The 16,531-nt window shown below is 56.5% G+C and carries 14 protein-coding genes; 6 read left to right on the top strand and 8 right to left on the bottom strand.

Annotated features, from left to right (window positions below):
- Positions 1 to 32: 32 nt before the first annotated feature.
- The 3 genes from PFY00_RS13115 (at position 33) to PFY00_RS13105 (ending at position 3,917) form a co-directional block, all read left to right on the top strand.
- A complete protein-coding gene (locus PFY00_RS13115; RefSeq protein WP_271433025.1) occupies positions 33 to 1,088 on the top strand; it encodes a TAXI family TRAP transporter solute-binding subunit in 1,056 nt (351 codons plus the stop codon).
- Between the two features lie 77 nt (positions 1,089 to 1,165).
- On the top strand, positions 1,166 to 3,478 hold the full coding sequence (locus tag PFY00_RS13110; protein WP_271433024.1) for a TRAP transporter permease: 2,313 nt from the start codon (positions 1,166 to 1,168) through the stop codon (positions 3,476 to 3,478).
- Positions 3,459 to 3,917, top strand: a complete 459-nt coding sequence (locus tag PFY00_RS13105) for a DUF3237 domain-containing protein (RefSeq protein WP_271433023.1) — start codon at positions 3,459 to 3,461, stop codon at positions 3,915 to 3,917. The genes PFY00_RS13110 and PFY00_RS13105 overlap by 20 nt, the downstream gene beginning before the upstream one ends.
- Before the next feature lie 91 nt (positions 3,918 to 4,008).
- Here the strand turns inward: PFY00_RS13105 and PFY00_RS13100 are convergent, their stop codons facing one another.
- The 8 genes from PFY00_RS13100 to PFY00_RS13065 form a co-directional block, all read right to left on the bottom strand.
- Positions 4,009 to 5,190, bottom strand: a complete 1,182-nt coding sequence (locus PFY00_RS13100) for an OsmC family protein (protein ID WP_271433022.1) — start codon at positions 5,188 to 5,190, stop codon at positions 4,009 to 4,011.
- 39 nt (positions 5,191 to 5,229) lie between these two features.
- Positions 5,230 to 7,506, bottom strand: a complete 2,277-nt coding sequence (locus PFY00_RS13095; protein WP_271433021.1) for a TRAP transporter large permease subunit — start codon at positions 7,504 to 7,506, stop codon at positions 5,230 to 5,232.
- 171 nt (positions 7,507 to 7,677) lie between these two features.
- Positions 7,678 to 8,712, bottom strand: coding sequence for a TAXI family TRAP transporter solute-binding subunit (locus tag PFY00_RS13090; RefSeq protein ID WP_271433020.1), 1,035 nt, complete (start codon positions 8,710 to 8,712; stop codon positions 7,678 to 7,680).
- A gap of 39 nt (positions 8,713 to 8,751) precedes the next feature.
- The gene (locus PFY00_RS13085) at positions 8,752 to 10,389 is read right to left on the bottom strand and encodes a sulfatase-like hydrolase/transferase (RefSeq protein WP_271433019.1); all 1,638 of its coding nucleotides are present in this window, start codon (positions 10,387 to 10,389) and stop codon (positions 8,752 to 8,754) included.
- Positions 10,390 to 10,392: 3 nt separating this feature from the next.
- Entirely contained in the window at positions 10,393 to 10,872 is a 480-nt protein-coding gene (locus PFY00_RS13080; protein ID WP_271433018.1) for a cupin domain-containing protein, read from the bottom strand.
- Between the two features lie 3 nt (positions 10,873 to 10,875).
- Complete coding sequence (locus PFY00_RS13075; protein ID WP_271433017.1) at positions 10,876 to 11,631, bottom strand: SDR family NAD(P)-dependent oxidoreductase; 756 nt, start codon at positions 11,629 to 11,631, stop codon at positions 10,876 to 10,878.
- Between the two features lie 34 nt (positions 11,632 to 11,665).
- Positions 11,666 to 12,490, bottom strand: a complete 825-nt coding sequence (locus PFY00_RS13070; protein ID WP_271433016.1) for a glutathione S-transferase family protein — start codon at positions 12,488 to 12,490, stop codon at positions 11,666 to 11,668.
- The gene (locus PFY00_RS13065; protein ID WP_271433015.1) at positions 12,487 to 13,926 is read right to left on the bottom strand and encodes an aldehyde dehydrogenase family protein; all 1,440 of its coding nucleotides are present in this window, start codon (positions 13,924 to 13,926) and stop codon (positions 12,487 to 12,489) included. Before PFY00_RS13065 ends, PFY00_RS13070 begins: the two co-directional genes overlap by 4 nt.
- 215 nt (positions 13,927 to 14,141) lie before the next feature.
- Between PFY00_RS13065 and PFY00_RS13060 the strand changes: the two genes are divergently transcribed.
- Genes PFY00_RS13060 through nrtS form a run of 3 tightly spaced genes read left to right on the top strand, consistent with a single transcriptional unit; the run spans position 14,142 to position 16,492 of the window.
- The gene (locus tag PFY00_RS13060; RefSeq protein WP_271433014.1) at positions 14,142 to 14,933 is read left to right on the top strand and encodes a GntR family transcriptional regulator; all 792 of its coding nucleotides are present in this window, start codon (positions 14,142 to 14,144) and stop codon (positions 14,931 to 14,933) included.
- A 12-nt stretch (positions 14,934 to 14,945) separates the two neighbouring features.
- Entirely contained in the window at positions 14,946 to 16,223 is a 1,278-nt protein-coding gene (locus PFY00_RS13055; protein WP_271433013.1) for an alkyl/aryl-sulfatase, read from the top strand.
- A 17-nt stretch (positions 16,224 to 16,240) separates the two neighbouring features.
- Positions 16,241 to 16,492, top strand: coding sequence for a nitrate/nitrite transporter NrtS (gene nrtS, locus PFY00_RS18985; RefSeq protein ID WP_408648465.1), 252 nt, complete (start codon positions 16,241 to 16,243; stop codon positions 16,490 to 16,492).
- Positions 16,493 to 16,531: the final 39 nt, after the last annotated feature.

Genomic DNA, 16,531 nt, shown 5'->3' with positions numbered 1-16,531 from the left:
TAAAGGGCGGCGTGAAAAACAGGGAGGAAACTATGTTTAGATCGACCATTCTGGGGGCAGTTTGTGCGCTTGCACCGATTGCTGCCGCCGCTCAGGCGACGCTCACCGCCGAGACCACCACACCCGGCTCCACGCCGCATTATATCGACACGACGCTGGCGGCCGTGCTCGACAGCGCCGGCGTCGCGACAATGCAAATCACCGAAGGCGCAACGCTCACAAACTCGGTTCAGGCTGTTGCCGAGGGCCGACTTGATATGGCCCCTGCCCCGCTCATCCTGCCGTTTTTGATGTCCAAGGGCATCGGCCCCTATAGCGGCATCGGGCCGGAAAAAGGCGCGGAAATGGCTGCCAATATCCGGGTGCTTTTCTTCAACGCCGGGTCGGCACAAATGTTCGGGTATTACAATTCGAACCCTGTCGAAGACATCCGCGACCTCAAAGGCCTGCGCATCTGGAACGGTCCGCCGCGCGGGGCGGCGCTGACTTCGGGTCGCGCGATGATCCAGCTTTTGTCCGGTTTGAAAGACGGGGAAGGCTATGAAGGCATCCAGACCGCATGGCCCGACACGGTTGGAACCATCACCGGGGGCGGCGTCGACGCCTGGACCATTCCTGAAGGCCTGCCTTCGGGCCGCGAAATCGCCATTGCGGCAGCCGGTGACATCACGATCTTTGACGTCCCGTCCGATCTGCTCGCCAGCAAGCTGGGCCAGCAAATCCTCAAAGCGCCGGGCCACGCGCCTTATTCGGTGCCTATTGAGGAATTCCGCGCCGCCTATGCGGGCAATGGCATCACTGTGGTGACCGACGATGACAGCTTTGACAGCTTTGCCACCGCCTTTGGTCAGATCGTACCGGCCTCACTTGACGAAGAGCTCGCCTATCAGATCACCAAAGCTTATCTCGCCGGCGAAGAGCGTTTCCTGACCGGCTCGCCGCGTGGTCCCTACACCCGGCTGAGCTTTGGCGACCTCGATGGTGTGAGCCAGGGCGCCTGTGGTGCGGTCAAGGTCAAGATGCACCCTGGCGCAATCCGTGCCTTTGAAGAGGCTGGTCACACAGTCGCAGATTGCCTGCGTCCGTAACCGCACTTTGAAACCTCAACACGGGCCCGCCCCCCAAAAACGGGGCCGGGCCCGCTCCTTTTGAGCGCGAGTTGTTCATGACTGATCAAACGTCCTTTCGCCGACCGATAAATCAAACGATTGCCTTGGCATTGGCGCTGGTGCTGGTCTTTTTTGGAATGATCAACACAATGCCCGAAATTCCGGGCATTCAAGAACTCGCACGCTCTGTCACCGGACGGCCCTTTTTCCGGGTATCCAACTTCGCGCCGGAATTTTTCTTTCCGCCGATGTTCCTTTTGATGATGGTGATCGTCGCCTTTCACGGCAGCGCCTATCAAGACTGGAAGACCACACCCCGCAAATACCGCCCAGCATGGCTTGGGCTGTTGCTCGATATTGGTCTGATCACAGCGGCCATGTTGGGTGCGCTGGGGTACCTTGTTGAAAATGATGCCGTTTGCCTGTTCGACCAAATCAGCGGTGAACGGGCCCGCCTGATCCAAGAGGCCGCCGAACGTGCCGAAGGTGTGATCCCCGGCATGTCCTTCGATGCCGAAGTGCCGGCCTGTCAGGCGCGGTTCGGCATCTGGATTATACCACTGCTGTTTACCATCATCGGGCTGTTCTTCCTCTACAATGTCCGCCTTTGGGGGGCGCCTTTGGTGATCGTTGCGACAATCGTCGTGGCCTACACTGTCGCGACAGCGCTGATCTGGATGTTCAGCATGTCGGACAACAATTTCCTGCTGACCAAGCTCGGGGCCGACAACGGCGACGTGATGGCCGCAGCCGTGCAGAAGGCCACCAATGTCTTCATCACCCCCGACGGTTTCATGGGCCGGTTCATGAACATCGTCGTCAATCAGGTTTTTCCCTATGTGATCCTCGGTTCGCTCTTTGGCACCTCGGCCGGTGGCACATCATTGATCAAGCTTGCCGTGCGGCTCACACGGCGCTTGCGGGGCGGCCCGGCCCATGCTGCTATCGTATCATCGGCACTCTTTGGCACGATCACCGGCGGGCCTGTGACCAACGTGCTCTCCACTGGACGGCTCACCATTCCGATGATGATGCGCAACGGGTTTTCCGCGCGCTTTGCCGGAGGGGTCGAGGCAGCCGCATCATCCGGTGGTCAGATCATGCCGCCGGTGATGGGCGTGGCCGCCTTTGTCCTCGTGGCGCTCACGGCAGTGCCATACACCAAGGTGGTTGTCGCAGCCTTCCTGCCCGCGATGGCGTTCTTCTTTTCGATCTTTCTGACGGTCATGTTCCAGGCCCGGCGTGAAAAGGTCGCCGCCATGGGTGAGGTACCAGACGATTTACAGATGGAACGTCAGGACTGGCTCAATGTCGTGATGATTTTCGTTCCGATCCTCGTGATCCTGTTCCTTCTGCTTGGCAGCAAGGATGCAGTTTCGACCGGTGTTTTGTCATGGGTTCTGCCGGGCTGGGTGGAGCAGATCATCACCAACGCCACCGGTGACGCGGTTTCCGCCGGTTGGTGGGCGGTGGCGGTGTTGCTGCCACTGTTGTTTCTCGACCCCGAAACCCGCGCGAAGCCCTCCAAGATCCTGAAGTCGTTTGCCGAGGGCGGGATCCTGCTTTCAAACCTGTTCCTGCTGCTTTTCGCTGTGTCGATCATTTCAGCCTTTCTAAATGAAAGTGGTTTGACCGGCGAACTGACCCGTGCCGTCACGTCATGGCTCGAAAGCGCCGAAGTCATTCGCATCTTCGGCATCGATGTCCACATCACCGGCGGTGTCTATCTCATGGTGGCGCTGATCTCAGCGATGTTCTGCGCAATCATTCTCGGCATGGGCATGCCTACGGTTCCGGCCTATGTGAATGTAGCGCTTCTCCTTGGGCCGTTGCTCGCCAATCTCGGGGTCAGCTTCTTCACGGCCCATATGTTCGTCTTCTATTTCGCCGTCGCCAGCGCCATCACCCCACCGGTGGCCATTGCCGCCTTTGCTGCTGCCTCGATCGCCAAGACCGAACCGATGCGCACTGGTTTTGAAGCGGTCCGGGTGGGCATCGTCATGTTCACGATCCCCTTCATCTTTGCTTGGTATCCCGAACTCTTGCTTATCGAAGAGGCTGTCACGGTGCTGGACGACAACGGCCAGCGGGTCCTGATCGAAGGCTATGGTTCCGGTGTTGATTGGCCATCGCTGGCCGCACTTTTGCTGCGACTGGTTCTCGTGCTGTACCTTCTGGCCTCGGCGCTCGCGCGGTTCGACCGTGGGCCGATCAGCCGATTGGAAATGGCGCTACGCCTGCTGGCGGCCTTGCTGGTCCTATGGAAAACCACGCCGGTTATGTGGGTCGGCATCGGCCTCGCCGCGGCGCTCGTATGCTCTCACTATTTTCTCTCGAAAAGGACTGATCATGATCCCGCCCGAGCTTGAATTCATCTGCCAACTGAAAGTGCAACTTGCCCCAATCCGTGAGATGGGGCCGGGACGGGCGGGACAACGGCGGATCATCCCGATCATCGGCGGCACAGTTTCCGGCCCCCGCCTCTCGGGCAAAATCGTCAATCTCGGTGCGGATTGGCAGACGGTCTTCGACGATGGCCTCGCGCAACTCGATACGCGCTATGCCTTTGAAACCGACGATGGCGCACTGATCGAGATCATCAACTTTGGCTACCGCCATGGCCCCGAAGAGGTCATAGCGGCGCTTGCACGCGGCGAAGACGTGCCGGCCGACAGCTACTATATGCGCACCCATGCACGACTGGAAACCGGTGACAGCCGGTATGCATGGGTCAACAAATCGCTATTTCTCGGAACGGGCAAACGCGATAAAGAGCGCGTTGTCATCGATCTGTTTCTGATCCGATAAGCCTTGCCGGACGGCCCGGCACCCTGTTGCTACCAAGATACCGGGGAGCCCAATCACTGCTTTTCTTTTGGTCCGAAGTATCCCGCTTACCTCAGACCCTTTTCACTTTCAGCTTTGTCTTCAGGTCAGTTTTACAGAAGGCATGCAAAAAGCAGGTCTTCTCCGAGATATCGAGCATCTCTTGCGCCGTCTCATCGCTTTCGGATGTCTGCAAATAAACATGCGTTTCGATCGGGTCGGCCTCGCCCGCTTTGCCGGTGCCGCCACTGGCACCACCGAGACTGAAATGAGTGTCCTGCACGATGCGGTAGTCTGGCAGGTCGAGCTTGAGCATCGACACGAAACGACCAAACTGCGTCATGAAACAGAACCCGATCCCGGCGCTGATCAAGGTGTTCGCGTCGGGCGCGCGACCATCCTCTGAACTCAGCAACATGAACGAGGTACCGTAGGGCGAATACTGCATTTGTTGGATCTGTTTGATCCCATCTGCGCGCAATTCAGCGACAGCCCCGATGTTCAGCCGCCTGTCCTGTTCGTCCGACAATGACGAACTGCCGGATGCGGTCCCCTTGGCGACCTCTTTCTTGGGCGTAGGACCGACTTTGCTCATCAGATCTGAAACGCTCTCGCCCGGCGTGGCTTTGGCGAAATGATCACCGGGGTCCGGCAAGATCGAACCACTTAGTTCCAAAGCTTTGGCCGTCGGAAGCTCGTTGCCATTCTTCGCCAGTTTGAACAGGCTTTCGATCTGTCCGCGCATCAATCCGTTCAACGGCGATGCAAAGGTCGCATTGATCAGAAATTCATTGAGAGCCCCATCATCCAGATCGCAGTCGATTTCGACCTGCAATTCGATGTTTTCGGCCCCACCAACCATGGTCCGCCTCGGCATCGAGCCTTTCATGGTATAGAAGTTGTCCTGCGTCAGCTTCAGCTTGCGGATCTCAATGCCCTTTTGCTCTGCAAGAGCCATGATCTCATTCATGAAGCTGGCAACCATGCCGCAGGACAGGAACGCCAATGGGCAGCACGCGGCATCATGGCCATTCAAATACGGCCCCTCGTCACTGACAAAGCGCCAAGTGTCACCGGTTTTGGCCGATCGCACCAGCGCCTCTTTCTGAAAACCGCTGAAAGAGCGCACCCATGTGCGCAGGGCATCGCCTTTGCGGTTCTCGGGCGCGGATATGCCCACCTCATCTGCATTTTCCACTTTGAAAAATGCGGGCAGTGCACTTTTGCCAATGAGGTCTTCGCCAATTTTAGCCACGTGAGGTGCTCCGTTGTTGAGTGTTTTTTGGGTGATGCCCTATGTCCGGACAGGCTCGTCCGCGTGGATCTGGCGATTCTTGATGAAATGCAGTCCAAGCCAGAGACAAGCCGCGACAGCAGCAGATGAGTAGATCACAGGGTCTTTTGTCATGAGCGAAACCGCCAACACCAAGCGCAGGATAACATCCCAGGACGCCAATGCAGCGCGGTCAAAGCGGGCCAGCGCACTGGCGAGCAGGAAGAGCGCAAGGAAAAGACGCAACAGCACCAGTGTCAGGGCACCCCAATCCAGCTGATCAGTGTAGCCAGGCAGATACTGGATCTCTGCCCCATCGCTTGTGCTTGGATCAATCACGGCCGCTTCGATCAACAAGATCTCTGGATAGAGCGCGAACACGAATGGGATCACAAACATTACGATACCGACCCGCACAGCCGCGAAGCCGGTCGCCATGGGCTCACCTTTGGTGATCGTCGAGGCGGCAAAGGCAGCCAGCGCGACAGGCGGTGTGATGGCTGAGGCAACAGCAAAGTAGAAGATGAACATATTGGCCGAGAACACGGATATCCCAAGGCCGGCCAGCACCGGCCCCATCAACAAAGCCACGTTGATGTAGGCCGGCACCGCAGGCATCCCCATACCAAGAAGTACCGCCAGCAGCATGGTCACAAACAGCGCTACAAGCTGGAACATGGCGGATCCGTCCGCACCCAGATCCAGACTTTGCAGCCATTGAAGAACATCGAGCGAGATAAAGAACGGCATGCCAGTGAATTTCAGGCAGAAGTCGATGATCGAAACAGCAAGAAACATCAGATACAGCGTTGCGATCAAAGTGCCTGCACTTGCAAAAGACTCCAGCAGCTTGAACGGTTTCGCCCGCATGTCCGGGTCTAGAAACAGCAAGAAGCACAGCACGATCACCGCCCACCATCCAGCGCTGCCGGCGTCACCAGCGGCATTCTGAACGAGTTGCAGGAACCAAGACAGGCTCTCGACCTGACATACCCCGTCAACAAAGCTGCGCTCTGCCCCAAGGATGCCACCAAGAAGACCGCAGCCGACGCCCCCCTTGCTGGTCAAAAGCAGAACCAGAATGATCAGGATCGGCGCAAAAATCATGACCAGGTTCAGGATATCCTGACGGTCCATCTGCATGTCATCGGTCAACTCGCCAATCGCGCGGATTTTCTGTTTGCGCGCCTGAAAGACCACCGACAGGAACAAACAAACGAAATAGGCCACGGCCGGAATTGCTGCGGCAATGATCACCTGATTGTAAGGCACTCCCGTGAGAGCGGCCAAAATGAATGCAGCAACCCCCATGACCGGCGGCATGATCGACCCGCCCGAAGAGGCCGCCGCCTCCATCCCGCCAGCGAAGTTCTTAGAGAACCCGCGTTTGATCATCATCGGGATGGTCAGCACACCCGTCGAAAGCACATTGACAACGGGCCCGCCCGAAATCGTCCCGAACATCGCGGATGAGACAATCGCTGCATGCGCCGGACCACCGGCCAAGTTACGGGTCCAGCGGAAGGCCACCTTGATCAAAGAGCGCCCGCCGGCAGAGGCACCAAACAGCGCACCAAGAATAAGATAGGGGAAGATTTCGTTCAGGATGATGTCCATGAACCGCCCCAACAGACCCGAGGCATTGTTCACCAGAATATCGTGCACGCGCGGTCTGCCATCCGAAAGCATCCGTGGCTCACCGCCGATCTTGGTCACCAGGTATTTGTTGATGTCTTCGACACCATAAAAATACCAAACCAGAACAGTGCCAATCGTGTAGGCCGCAACCAGGATCGCGACCAGCACCAGCGGCAGACCCCAGACTTTGACGTTGTAGGCAAGGAACACGACAATCGCCAAACCGATGATCAGCACCAACCAAGGGCCTGTGGTGCTCAGACACTGTGGATCATCAACCGTGGTTGGCTCTGGCAAACCAAACAACACGGCATTTTCTTTCTCGATCAGAAGACTCTCGGCAATCAAACGGGCGCGATCACCGGTTATCTGATCGATCATACAGACGGACTCGATCTCGATCAGATAGGTGAGTGATATGGTCAGCGCCATGAGCACCAACGCAAGATCCATTGCCAGACCAAAGCCGCGGCGGAGTTTGGATTTATCGACCCACGCGCGCCACATCGAATGATGCAGCGCGACGATGAGCATCATCACGGCAAATGCCAAAGGATAGTAGTATTCGAAGGGAAACTTGCGAATGACGAAACCGTCATTGCCGGTAATCCGAATGGCCCATGCATCGAGCCCCGGAATACCCGGCATCGCATTGATCATTCCGACAATGACGAACGCGACAGATAGCCAAAAAACCAGAAATTGCGCCCGGCCTTTTTTTGGTTTTTCAACGGTCTCAGGCCCTGACATTTTTGTCCCCGTGCTCATGATCTGTTCGGGGTCGCGACATTTGCCGCGCCCCCGCCTGCCTTCACTGCTCGCAATAGACGATTAGGGCTTGGCGCAGTCTGGCACTGTAATGCCAGCTTCTTCGTAGGCCGCGATCGCGCCGGGATGGTACTTGAGCGGGATAGGACCGCACAGACCAACACCCACTGAACCGACCTGAGTGGTTCCCATATAGGGCGCCTTGGTCAGGAAGGTGTCGACGTTTTCCAGCATCGCCTTTGTCAGTGCCTTGGCAGTCTCAAAGTCCATGCTGGCGTTCACGACTTCCGCACCCAGGGTCGTTGGGCTGCGCCACATGCCATCCTCGCTGACGATCGTCAGACCTTCGATGGGCGCCAGGTCAGACAGTGGGAAAGTCATAGAACCCGTACCAGGGGCTTTGGTATATTTCTGCATGGCTTCGCCTTCCCAGATCTCCTTCGGGACCGACCAAAGCGTGATGTTGCCCGCCGACAAAGACCGCGTGATGCGGGCATCCGGGAACGTCACCGGAAGCATCATCGCATCGACCGAACCATCTGTGATGGTCTTGGGCATCTGGCCCCAGTTGAGCTGGACACCCTTGTAATCCTTGCCGTCTTCGACACCGCTCACCAGCTTGAGAATGCCGCGACCGTGGGTCAGCGCCCCGCCGCGTGGCGGACCATTCAGGATGGTTTTGCCGGCTACGTCTTCCCATCCTTTGACGCTGGCGCTGTCGTAAGCGTAAAGGCCAAAACCGCCATAGTTAAAGGTGTGAAGCGCCTGTACTTTGCTTGCCAGCTCAGCGCCCTTTTCCTTTCCGAGTTTTGCGTAGGGACCAGCGCCCCGAGACATCAGGAAGGTGAGGATCAGTGGAGCGGCCGACACGTCCGTTTTGCCCTCTGCAACGTTTTGCAAAGAGTTGGTAAGCGTCTGGCTGTCAGCAACCTGCATATCTGCGACACCGGCCCCGGCTGCGATCTCGGCCAAAGTTGTCGTGGCCGTGAAAGGGACAGTTCCCGGAGGTCCGGTTTCGGCACTCAGGATGACCTGCGCAGAGGCAGCCCCTGAAAGCAGGCCAAACGCAAGTCCGGCGGCGATAATTCTCTTGATCATGATTTCCTCCCAGTTGATCAAAGGTCTCTTTTCGAGACGTTATTTTTTTGTCGCCCCCCGCGCGTAATCAGGCGCAGAAGCAGGCGGTTTCACGTCGTCCTCGTTCCAATATCCGATCAGCACGCCAAACTTGTCCTCCAGCCCGACCATCTCGCCCGCACGCTCTTCTGAGATCGTCTCGCGCTGACGGTATTGCAGCGCCCAGTCAGCAAGGGCGAGCTGCATGGTTTTGCGCGCGTCGTCATAGTCGGGCGCCCGGCCCAGATCGTGGAATTCGTCGGGATCGTTGGTCAGATCGAACAACATCGGCGGGTAGCCGGGTATGTGGATGTACTTCCAATCCGCGTTGGCGATCATATAGCTGCGGCAGTCCAGCGGCGCGCGTCCAGTTTGTGGGCTGAACGGCTGAATGAAGTAGTCATATTCGCTGATGACATAGTCACGCCAAGCGATTTGCTTGCCTTCAAGCAGCGGCATGAGCGATCGGCCATCCAGAATATGCCGCTGCACCTCGCCCCCGGCGTATTCGACAAAGGTCGGCAACAGGTCGATGGATTCGACAAACATATCATTCACGGTCCCGCGGGTGGCATCACATGCGGGATCCGGATCAGCGATAATCAGCGGGATTTTGACGGCCGGATCATGGAAAAAGTCCTTGTCGCCCATCCAATGGTCGCCGAAATATTCGCCGTGATCCGATGTGAACACGATCATCGTGTCCTCCATCAGGCCACGCTTGTGCATAAAATCGAACAGGATCCCCAATTGGTCATCGATCTGTTTGATCAGGCCCATATAGGCAGGCACCGTCGCGGCACGTTTGTCGTCATCGGAAAACGTCTGCCCGGAAATCCTGTCCTGATAGAGCTTTGCCAGCGGGTTGGTATCCTTCAGCTCAGCCTCTGAACGATGCACAGGCTGCACATCTTCCGGGCCATACATATCGTTGTAGGGCGCAGGTGCGATGAATGGCCAATGTGGTTTGATATAGCTCAGGTGCAGCAACCACGGTGTTTCGCCGTCATCTTCCTCCAGGAACTGCATGGCGCGGCGGGTCATGTAAGGCGTCTCAGACTCTTCGTCCGTTACGCGTGCGGGCTGGCTTGCGACATCGTTGAAAAAACCGGATCGCGGCTCTGTTTCCCCGGCGACAGAGTTTGCCGCCCAATGCCACGGGTTTTCGTGATCATCGTAGCCGCGTTCCTTGAGGTATTCGTTGTACGCAACCCCCGGCTTCAGAACCAGATCGGGGTGAATTCCGTCATCACGCTCATAGGGCTCAAAGCCTGTTTGCGAGTGGTGCACACCAATCTCGCTGGCAGGATCAATGCCCAACCGTTTCATGCCCTCCTGATCGGCAACCATATGGGTTTTGCCCACCAAAACCGGGCGCATCCCCAGAGGCTTGAGGTGATCGCCGATGTTTTTCTGACCCACGCGCAACGGCACAAAGTTCTGCGAAGACCCATGCACAGACATGTAGCGCCCTGTATAGGTGCTCATCCGGCTGGGGCCGCAGATGGGTGATTGAACGTATGTGTTGGAAAACCGAACACCCCGCGCGGCAAGCGCATCAATATTGGGCGTATGCAACGTCTTATGGCCTGCGCAAGACAGGTAATCATGGCGCAGCTGATCGCACATAATGAAAAGGATGTTCTTGCGTTTTGACATGGCTCAGCTTTCTTCCCGATCACGCTCGGGCAATGGCCCGATGTTCACGATGTCATATTTGGCGTTCAGGGCTTCCATCTTTGCCGTGTCTTCAAAGTCGGCTTCCGACATCGCGCTGAGCTCATTGAGGTAGCCATCAAACCCGGATGGTTGATAAATCATCAGCATGCGCCCACCCTCACAGCCCTTTGCCAGACAGCAGGCGTGTTCGACGCCGGGCGGGATATGAATGCATGTCCCCGGCTCTGCGGTCATCCAATCACCATCGATGAAGAAATCGACACGCCCTTCGAGGATATAAAAAGTCTCGGCATGATACCGATGCAGATGAAGGCCAAGTGCAAAGTTGGCCTTCAGGTTGTCTTCCATCAACGTGTACTGACCGCCCGTATCCGCGGCAGAGACCTTTACGTAGGTATGGTCTGCGGACCACTCGTAGTTCGGGCCTCCACCGGGAGGAAGATATGCGTACCGCTTGGCCATCAATCAGAGATTCACCTTGCCGCCATCGACGTTGATGGTCTGGCCGGTGATGAAATCACTGTCAGAGGTCACGAGGAACATCAGGGTGCCCATCAGATCCTCTGGCACCATTTCCCGCTTGATCGAGCGTGAGTCTACAGTGGGTGCGCGAGCGCGATCCCACTTGTCGTCACCGGCAATCGAGCTGCTTTCGGTCAGGCCAACCGCAATTGCGTTGATCTGAATGTTCTTGTCGCCCAACTCGCGCGCATGTCCGCGTGTCAGGCCAATCACAGCGGCCTTGGAGGCGGTGTAATGAGACAGACCCGGAGGGCCGTAATAGAATGTGCCCGAGGCGATATTAACGATTTTGCCGCCTTCTGCCCGCATCATTGCCGGAAGAGCGGCCTTTGTCGCCTGATGGATCGAGCGCGCATTGATCGTCATGACCTTGTCGAACTCATCGTTGCTGATCTGAAAGAATGGCTTGAGCTCAAGATTTGCGAACAGACCCGCGTTATTCACCAGAATGTTCAGCGCGCCGTACTCACTTTCCGCCTTGGCCACCATTGCGTTCAGATCATCGTCTGATGTCACGTCCACGACCATTCCTGTGGCCTTGCCGCCGGCTGCGGTGATCTCGGACACAACTTCGGCAGGATCCAGAATGTCAGTGACGACGACGTTGGCACCTTCAGCGGCCAGTTTCTTCGCATATTCTGCCCCGATGCCGCGAGCGGCTCCTGTGATGGCGGCGGTTTTTCCGTCTAGTCGTCCCATATTTCACTCCCTTATCTGGCGCAGTCTTCGCGCCTTATTCTTCGATCTTGATGTCGAGGATTGCGGCCACTTCGGGCCAGCTTTTCTTGCCATTCTCGCGCAAGTCATCGGTCAATTGCTCTGGCACCCAATCAATAAAGCAGGTCTTGAAGTTGGGCAGCGCTTCGATCCGGGCAAACCAGGCTTCGAGATTGGGCAAACGGCCATTTTCCCACATGCCCCGCATCGACATCATCGCGAGCCGATTGACGTAGGGCGTCAGTGCGACATCGGCAATGGAGAACTTATTGCCGACAAGCCAGTCCTGACCATCCAGTGCCTTATCCATCTTATGCAGATAGCTATCGTAAAGCTTGACCTTGTCCAGCGCACCGGGAGCGTCAAAACCCTGCCTCACAATGGCGTCTTTGAAGCTTTTCCAATCAGAGGTCACTGAGAATTCTGGCGTGGAAGCAAGGAACTTTGCAGCACCTTCTGGACCAAGATTGCGCAAAACTGTGTGCCGGTGCGAGCACAGGAATGTCATCGCGCCACAAGCAGGATGCAGATCTTCATCAACGGCCTTGGTCCAGTAGCGGACCTGCGCTCGCTCAAACGGATTGGTTGGGTGCAGGCTGGTTTCCGGCGCGATATGATCGAGGTACTCACAGATCACGGTGCTGTCCGTGATGACCTGTTCATCATGCTTAAGCGTTGGAACAACCGCTTTGGGGTTCAGCTTCATGTATTCGGGATCGAACTGCTCTCCCGCGAGGATGTCGATGTAAACCCCGTCCCACTCCATGCCCTTTTCGGCCATGGCAAAGCGAACCTTGGCCGCGCAGACAGAAGATCCATGGTGATAAAGTGTAAACGTCATAGCTGCACCGTGACCCATTTGAGTTCTGTCATCGCTTCCATGTCGGCATCGGTTCCCTCCCGCCCGACGCCACTTTCGCCGTTGCCGCCAAAGGGCACATGCGCCTCGTCATGGATTGTGGGTCCGTTGATGTGGCACATGCCAGCGTTAGAGTTGCGGGCGAAATGGAACGCCTTGTCGATGTCTTTGGTGAAGATGGCAGAAGACAGGCCGTATTCCGTGTCATTGGCCTTCGCCAAACCTTCTTCATAACTGTCGACCGGATAGATGGACGTCACTGGCCCAAAGGTCTCCGCACGACAAACGGTCATGTCGTCAGACACATCCGTCAAAAGGGTCGGCTGGCAGCGGTTGCCCACCCATTCACCACCCGCAACGATGGTTGCGCCCTTCGCCCTTGCGTCTTCGATGTGGGTTTTGATCCGATCGCGCTGACGTGGAGAGATAGCAGGCGCAATCACTGTGTTCGGATCGCGCAGATCACCCATGCCCAGCTTCCCGACGATCATCGCAAAGCGCTTGACGAACTCATCATAGAGCGGGCGTTCAACATAGAACCGGCTGGAAGCGATACAGGCTTGCCCCGCGAACATGAACATTGACCGCGCAGCCAGCGGCATGACCTTGTCCAGATCGGCATCGGCAAGGATAATCGTCGGGCTTTTGCCCCCCAATTCCAATGTATTTGGGGTTTTGTTTTTCGCACATATTTCATTGATGTGCTGACCCACGACCGTCGATCCTGTGAACGTCACAAAATCCACGTCTTTGTGGCCTGTTAGATCATCGCCGATCTCTGCGCCCATACCGGTGACGACGTTGTAGGCCCCCTCCGGAACCCCGGCCTCGGCGACGATCTCGGCAAACAGAACCGTCAAATGCGGTGCCATTTCCGATGGCAGGTGCACAACCGTATTGCCGACGGCCAAAGCATTGGCAACCAGTCGCGTTGTCTTGATCAGTGGCACGTTGAACGGCGTGATAACGGCAACCACACCAAGCGGTTCGCGGATCGACATTGAGAATGTGCCCGGACGGTCCGACGGGATCGTCTCACCGCGCACATTGCGGCACATGCCTGCGGCCGCACGGATCATGGTCAGGCCTTTGGTAAACTCGAACATCGCCTTTTGAACCGGCGATCCGATCTCGTCGATCAGGCAGTCGACCAGATCTTTCTGGCGCGTCTCCATGATCTCAGCAACGCGCAAAAGCCAACGCTCACGCTCTGTCGGCGTCGTCTCTTTGTAGGACGTGAACGCTTCCTTTGCTGCAGAAACAGCTTTGCGGACGTCATCAGCAGTGCCTTTCGCAGCATGTGCATAGTGACTGTCGTCCAACGGATTGAGCACATCAAATGTCGCCCCGCCAGACGCATCAACCCACTGACCGCCGATATAGTGACGCAAGGATCGAATGTCCGTTCTACCATCCATGGAAGGGCTCCCTCTATCATGTCGCAAGCATCAAATCCGAGGTCTGCGATTGGGATCCCAAAAAAGGATCTTTAAGCCAATGCGACCCGATTCCAGCTCTGTTACATGCCTTTATTGAGGTTTAAGGATCCCAAAGCAAGCAAAAATCACGATATCCGGCAGTATTGGCCTGTACGAACCTTGACTTTGGGATCCCAAGAATGGTCAATACATCCATGGAATCTATCGATACTCAACTTGCTGCCAAAATCAGGCATGACATTGTTCTCGGCAATTACGGGAAAGAAGAACGCCTGTCAGAGTCGCAGCTGTGCGAAACCCATAGCGTTTCGAGAACGCCCGTTCGCCTTGCGCTGCGTATGTTGGAACAGGAAGGCCTAATCCGACGGAGCGAGGGGCGTGGATACTTTGTCATGGCCCCAAAGGTCGAGGACATCCTTCAAGCGGTGCAGGTTCGCGGACATTTGGAAAGCCTCGCTGCACGGTTGATGGCGCAATCGCCGAACCGTCATAGCGTTCTACCAACTCTGGAGATTGCGATCGAAAAGATCGAAGGCTTCATCAACGCGGGCAAAATGGATGAAGCATCGCTGAGCTCCATGCAAATGCAGAACGCGATCTTTCACAGGACGATCCTGGACGGTTGCGGCAACAACTTTGTTGGCTTTACCTGCAGCCGCATCAGCCATTTGCCAATGCTTGAGGTGGGCTCAATGGTCTTTGATCGCGAAGTTCTGGCCTCAAAGGAAGGCATCGACCGAAGCCTCTTCCGACTGCAGCTCGGCAACTCTCAGCACAAAGTGATCTTTGAAGCGATCCAAAGCGGCGATGCGGTGCGCGCAGAGGGCATAATGCGTGAGCATTCAAACACCATGGTTGAATACATCAAGATTTTCGAGAAACGGAACGAAGAACTGACGATCAAAGACCTGATTGGCTACTCAGGTCTGAGCATTACGCGCGCGATTGCCCCCGCAGCCGATACCGATCAGCAACTGCAAACATAACCAAGAGCAAACATGCCAGCACATCCAGACCTCATCGCTCAGAACGCTCAATTCGCAAAGAAAATCCATCAGCTATCAGACAGCGTCTACTCGGCTGTCGGATATGCTGCATCCAATGTGCATTTTCTGGTGGGAAAGGCTGGCATCGTCCTGATCGATACCACCGAAACAACGCAGGCCGCTGAGAACATTCTGAATGATTTTCGCGCCCATTCGGACCTTCCGATCACCACGATCATCTACACGCACTCACACAGGGATCACATTTCGGGCGCAACGGTTTTTGCCGAAGGCCGCGAAGTCGAGGTCATTGCATCTGACAATTTCACATCGGATCTTGTTGGCGTCGATGAAACCCGCCCTGCCCCGAACAAGGCGCTGATGGCGCGCACAAAACGGCACTTTGGCATTAGCCTTCGGCCCGATGAACGTATCAGCGTTGGCGTTGGTCCGGGCGACCGTCCGATGAAAGGAATGGGCGCCGGATATATTGAGCCCACCCTTCGGGTTTCGGAAACGACACGCATCACTCGTGAAGGGTTTGATCTTGAACTGACCAAAGCGCCTGGCGAGACACCGGATCACATCGTGGTTTGGCTCGCCTCGCAAAAGACGCTGTTCTGTGGCGACAATTTCTACCACGCCTTCCCCAATCTCTACGCAATCCGCGGCACACCATATCGCGATTTTGATGCCTGGGCTGATACGATGGATCAGCTCATGGATTTCGAACCCGAAATTCTGGCACCCGGTCATACGCAACCGGTCATCGGCGCGGAGGCAATCCGCGCGGCTCTGACCGACTACCGCGATGCAATCCGCTATGTTGTCTCCAAAACAGTGGAAGGCATGAATGCCGGACTGGACCCGGTAACGATTGCAGCTGATTTGAAACTGCCCGAGCATCTGGCATCCAAACCCTACCTGCAGGAGTTCTACGGCGATGTCGGTTATGCGTCGCGGGCCTATTTCGCGGGGACATTGGGCTGGTTTGATGGCAATCCCACGAGCCTTGCCGAACTGCCGCCAGCCGTTGAAGCGGCCAAGATCATAGCACTCGCGGGTGGGGCAGAGGCGGTTCTGGCCGCAGCTCGAACGGCACTTTCGGGCAATGATGCACAATGGGCGATGGAACTGGCCGATCGTCTGATCGCCTGCAATCAGCACAAGGCGGAAGCCAGCCAGCTCAAGATCGAAGCTTTGCGGCATATCGCCGACTTCACGGTGAATGCGCCGACGCGGAACTACTACCTGCTTTCAGCGCGAGAGCTGGAAGAATCCCTCGGGTAGATGCCGGAAAAGTCGGTATGCCAGCACAAAACGCATCTTTCTTTTGGCTCGCAAGGCAGCCTTCGGTTGTTCGACGCGCCTCAAAAATTGCACTGATCGTCGGCGTCGTTCTGGCTTGTATCAACCACGGTGATGCGATCCTTTCGGCAAGCCTGACCACCGGCGGTCTGCTCAAAATAATGGTCACATTCTGTGTGCCCTATTGCGTGTCCACGTATTCTTCCGTGCTCGCAATTCGAGAGAGGTCTCAGCTGATCGAGGCAGGGTAAACGGACACCGCGACCACCACGCAAATTCCAGACAATGAA

It is taken from the genome of Thalassococcus lentus (assembly GCF_028023555.1).
GTDB classification, from domain to species: domain Bacteria; phylum Pseudomonadota; class Alphaproteobacteria; order Rhodobacterales; family Rhodobacteraceae; genus Thalassococcus_A; species Thalassococcus_A lentus.
The sequence above is the reverse complement of the archived record's forward strand: the minus strand, read 5'-3'. Positions and strand labels throughout refer to the sequence as shown.

What these genes read in the sequence shown, in the direction of transcription:
- PFY00_RS13115 (WP_271433025.1), top strand. Translation starts at nt 33, where the DNA reads ATGTTTAGATCGACCATTCTGGGGGCAGTTTGTGCGCTTGCACCGATT.
- PFY00_RS13110 (WP_271433024.1), top strand. Translation starts at nt 1,166, where the DNA reads ATGACTGATCAAACGTCCTTTCGCCGACCGATAAATCAAACGATTGCC.
- PFY00_RS13105 (WP_271433023.1), top strand. Translation starts at nt 3,459, where the DNA reads ATGATCCCGCCCGAGCTTGAATTCATCTGCCAACTGAAAGTGCAACTT.
- PFY00_RS13095 (WP_271433021.1), bottom strand. Translation starts at nt 7,506, where the DNA reads ATGATCAATGCGATGCCGGGTATTCCGGGGCTCGATGCATGGGCCATT.
- PFY00_RS13090 (WP_271433020.1), bottom strand. Translation starts at nt 8,712, where the DNA reads ATGATCAAGAGAATTATCGCCGCCGGACTTGCGTTTGGCCTGCTTTCA.
- PFY00_RS13085 (WP_271433019.1), bottom strand. Translation starts at nt 10,389, where the DNA reads ATGTCAAAACGCAAGAACATCCTTTTCATTATGTGCGATCAGCTGCGC.
- PFY00_RS13080 (WP_271433018.1), bottom strand. Translation starts at nt 10,872, where the DNA reads ATGGCCAAGCGGTACGCATATCTTCCTCCCGGTGGAGGCCCGAACTAC.
- PFY00_RS13075 (WP_271433017.1), bottom strand. Translation starts at nt 11,631, where the DNA reads ATGGGACGACTAGACGGAAAAACCGCCGCCATCACAGGAGCCGCTCGC.
- PFY00_RS13070 (WP_271433016.1), bottom strand. Translation starts at nt 12,490, where the DNA reads ATGACGTTTACACTTTATCACCATGGATCTTCTGTCTGCGCGGCCAAG.
- PFY00_RS13065 (WP_271433015.1), bottom strand. Translation starts at nt 13,926, where the DNA reads ATGGATGGTAGAACGGACATTCGATCCTTGCGTCACTATATCGGCGGT.
- PFY00_RS13060 (WP_271433014.1), top strand. Translation starts at nt 14,142, where the DNA reads ATGGAATCTATCGATACTCAACTTGCTGCCAAAATCAGGCATGACATT.
- PFY00_RS13055 (WP_271433013.1), top strand. Translation starts at nt 14,946, where the DNA reads ATGCCAGCACATCCAGACCTCATCGCTCAGAACGCTCAATTCGCAAAG.
- nrtS (WP_408648465.1), top strand. Translation starts at nt 16,241, where the DNA reads ATGCCAGCACAAAACGCATCTTTCTTTTGGCTCGCAAGGCAGCCTTCG.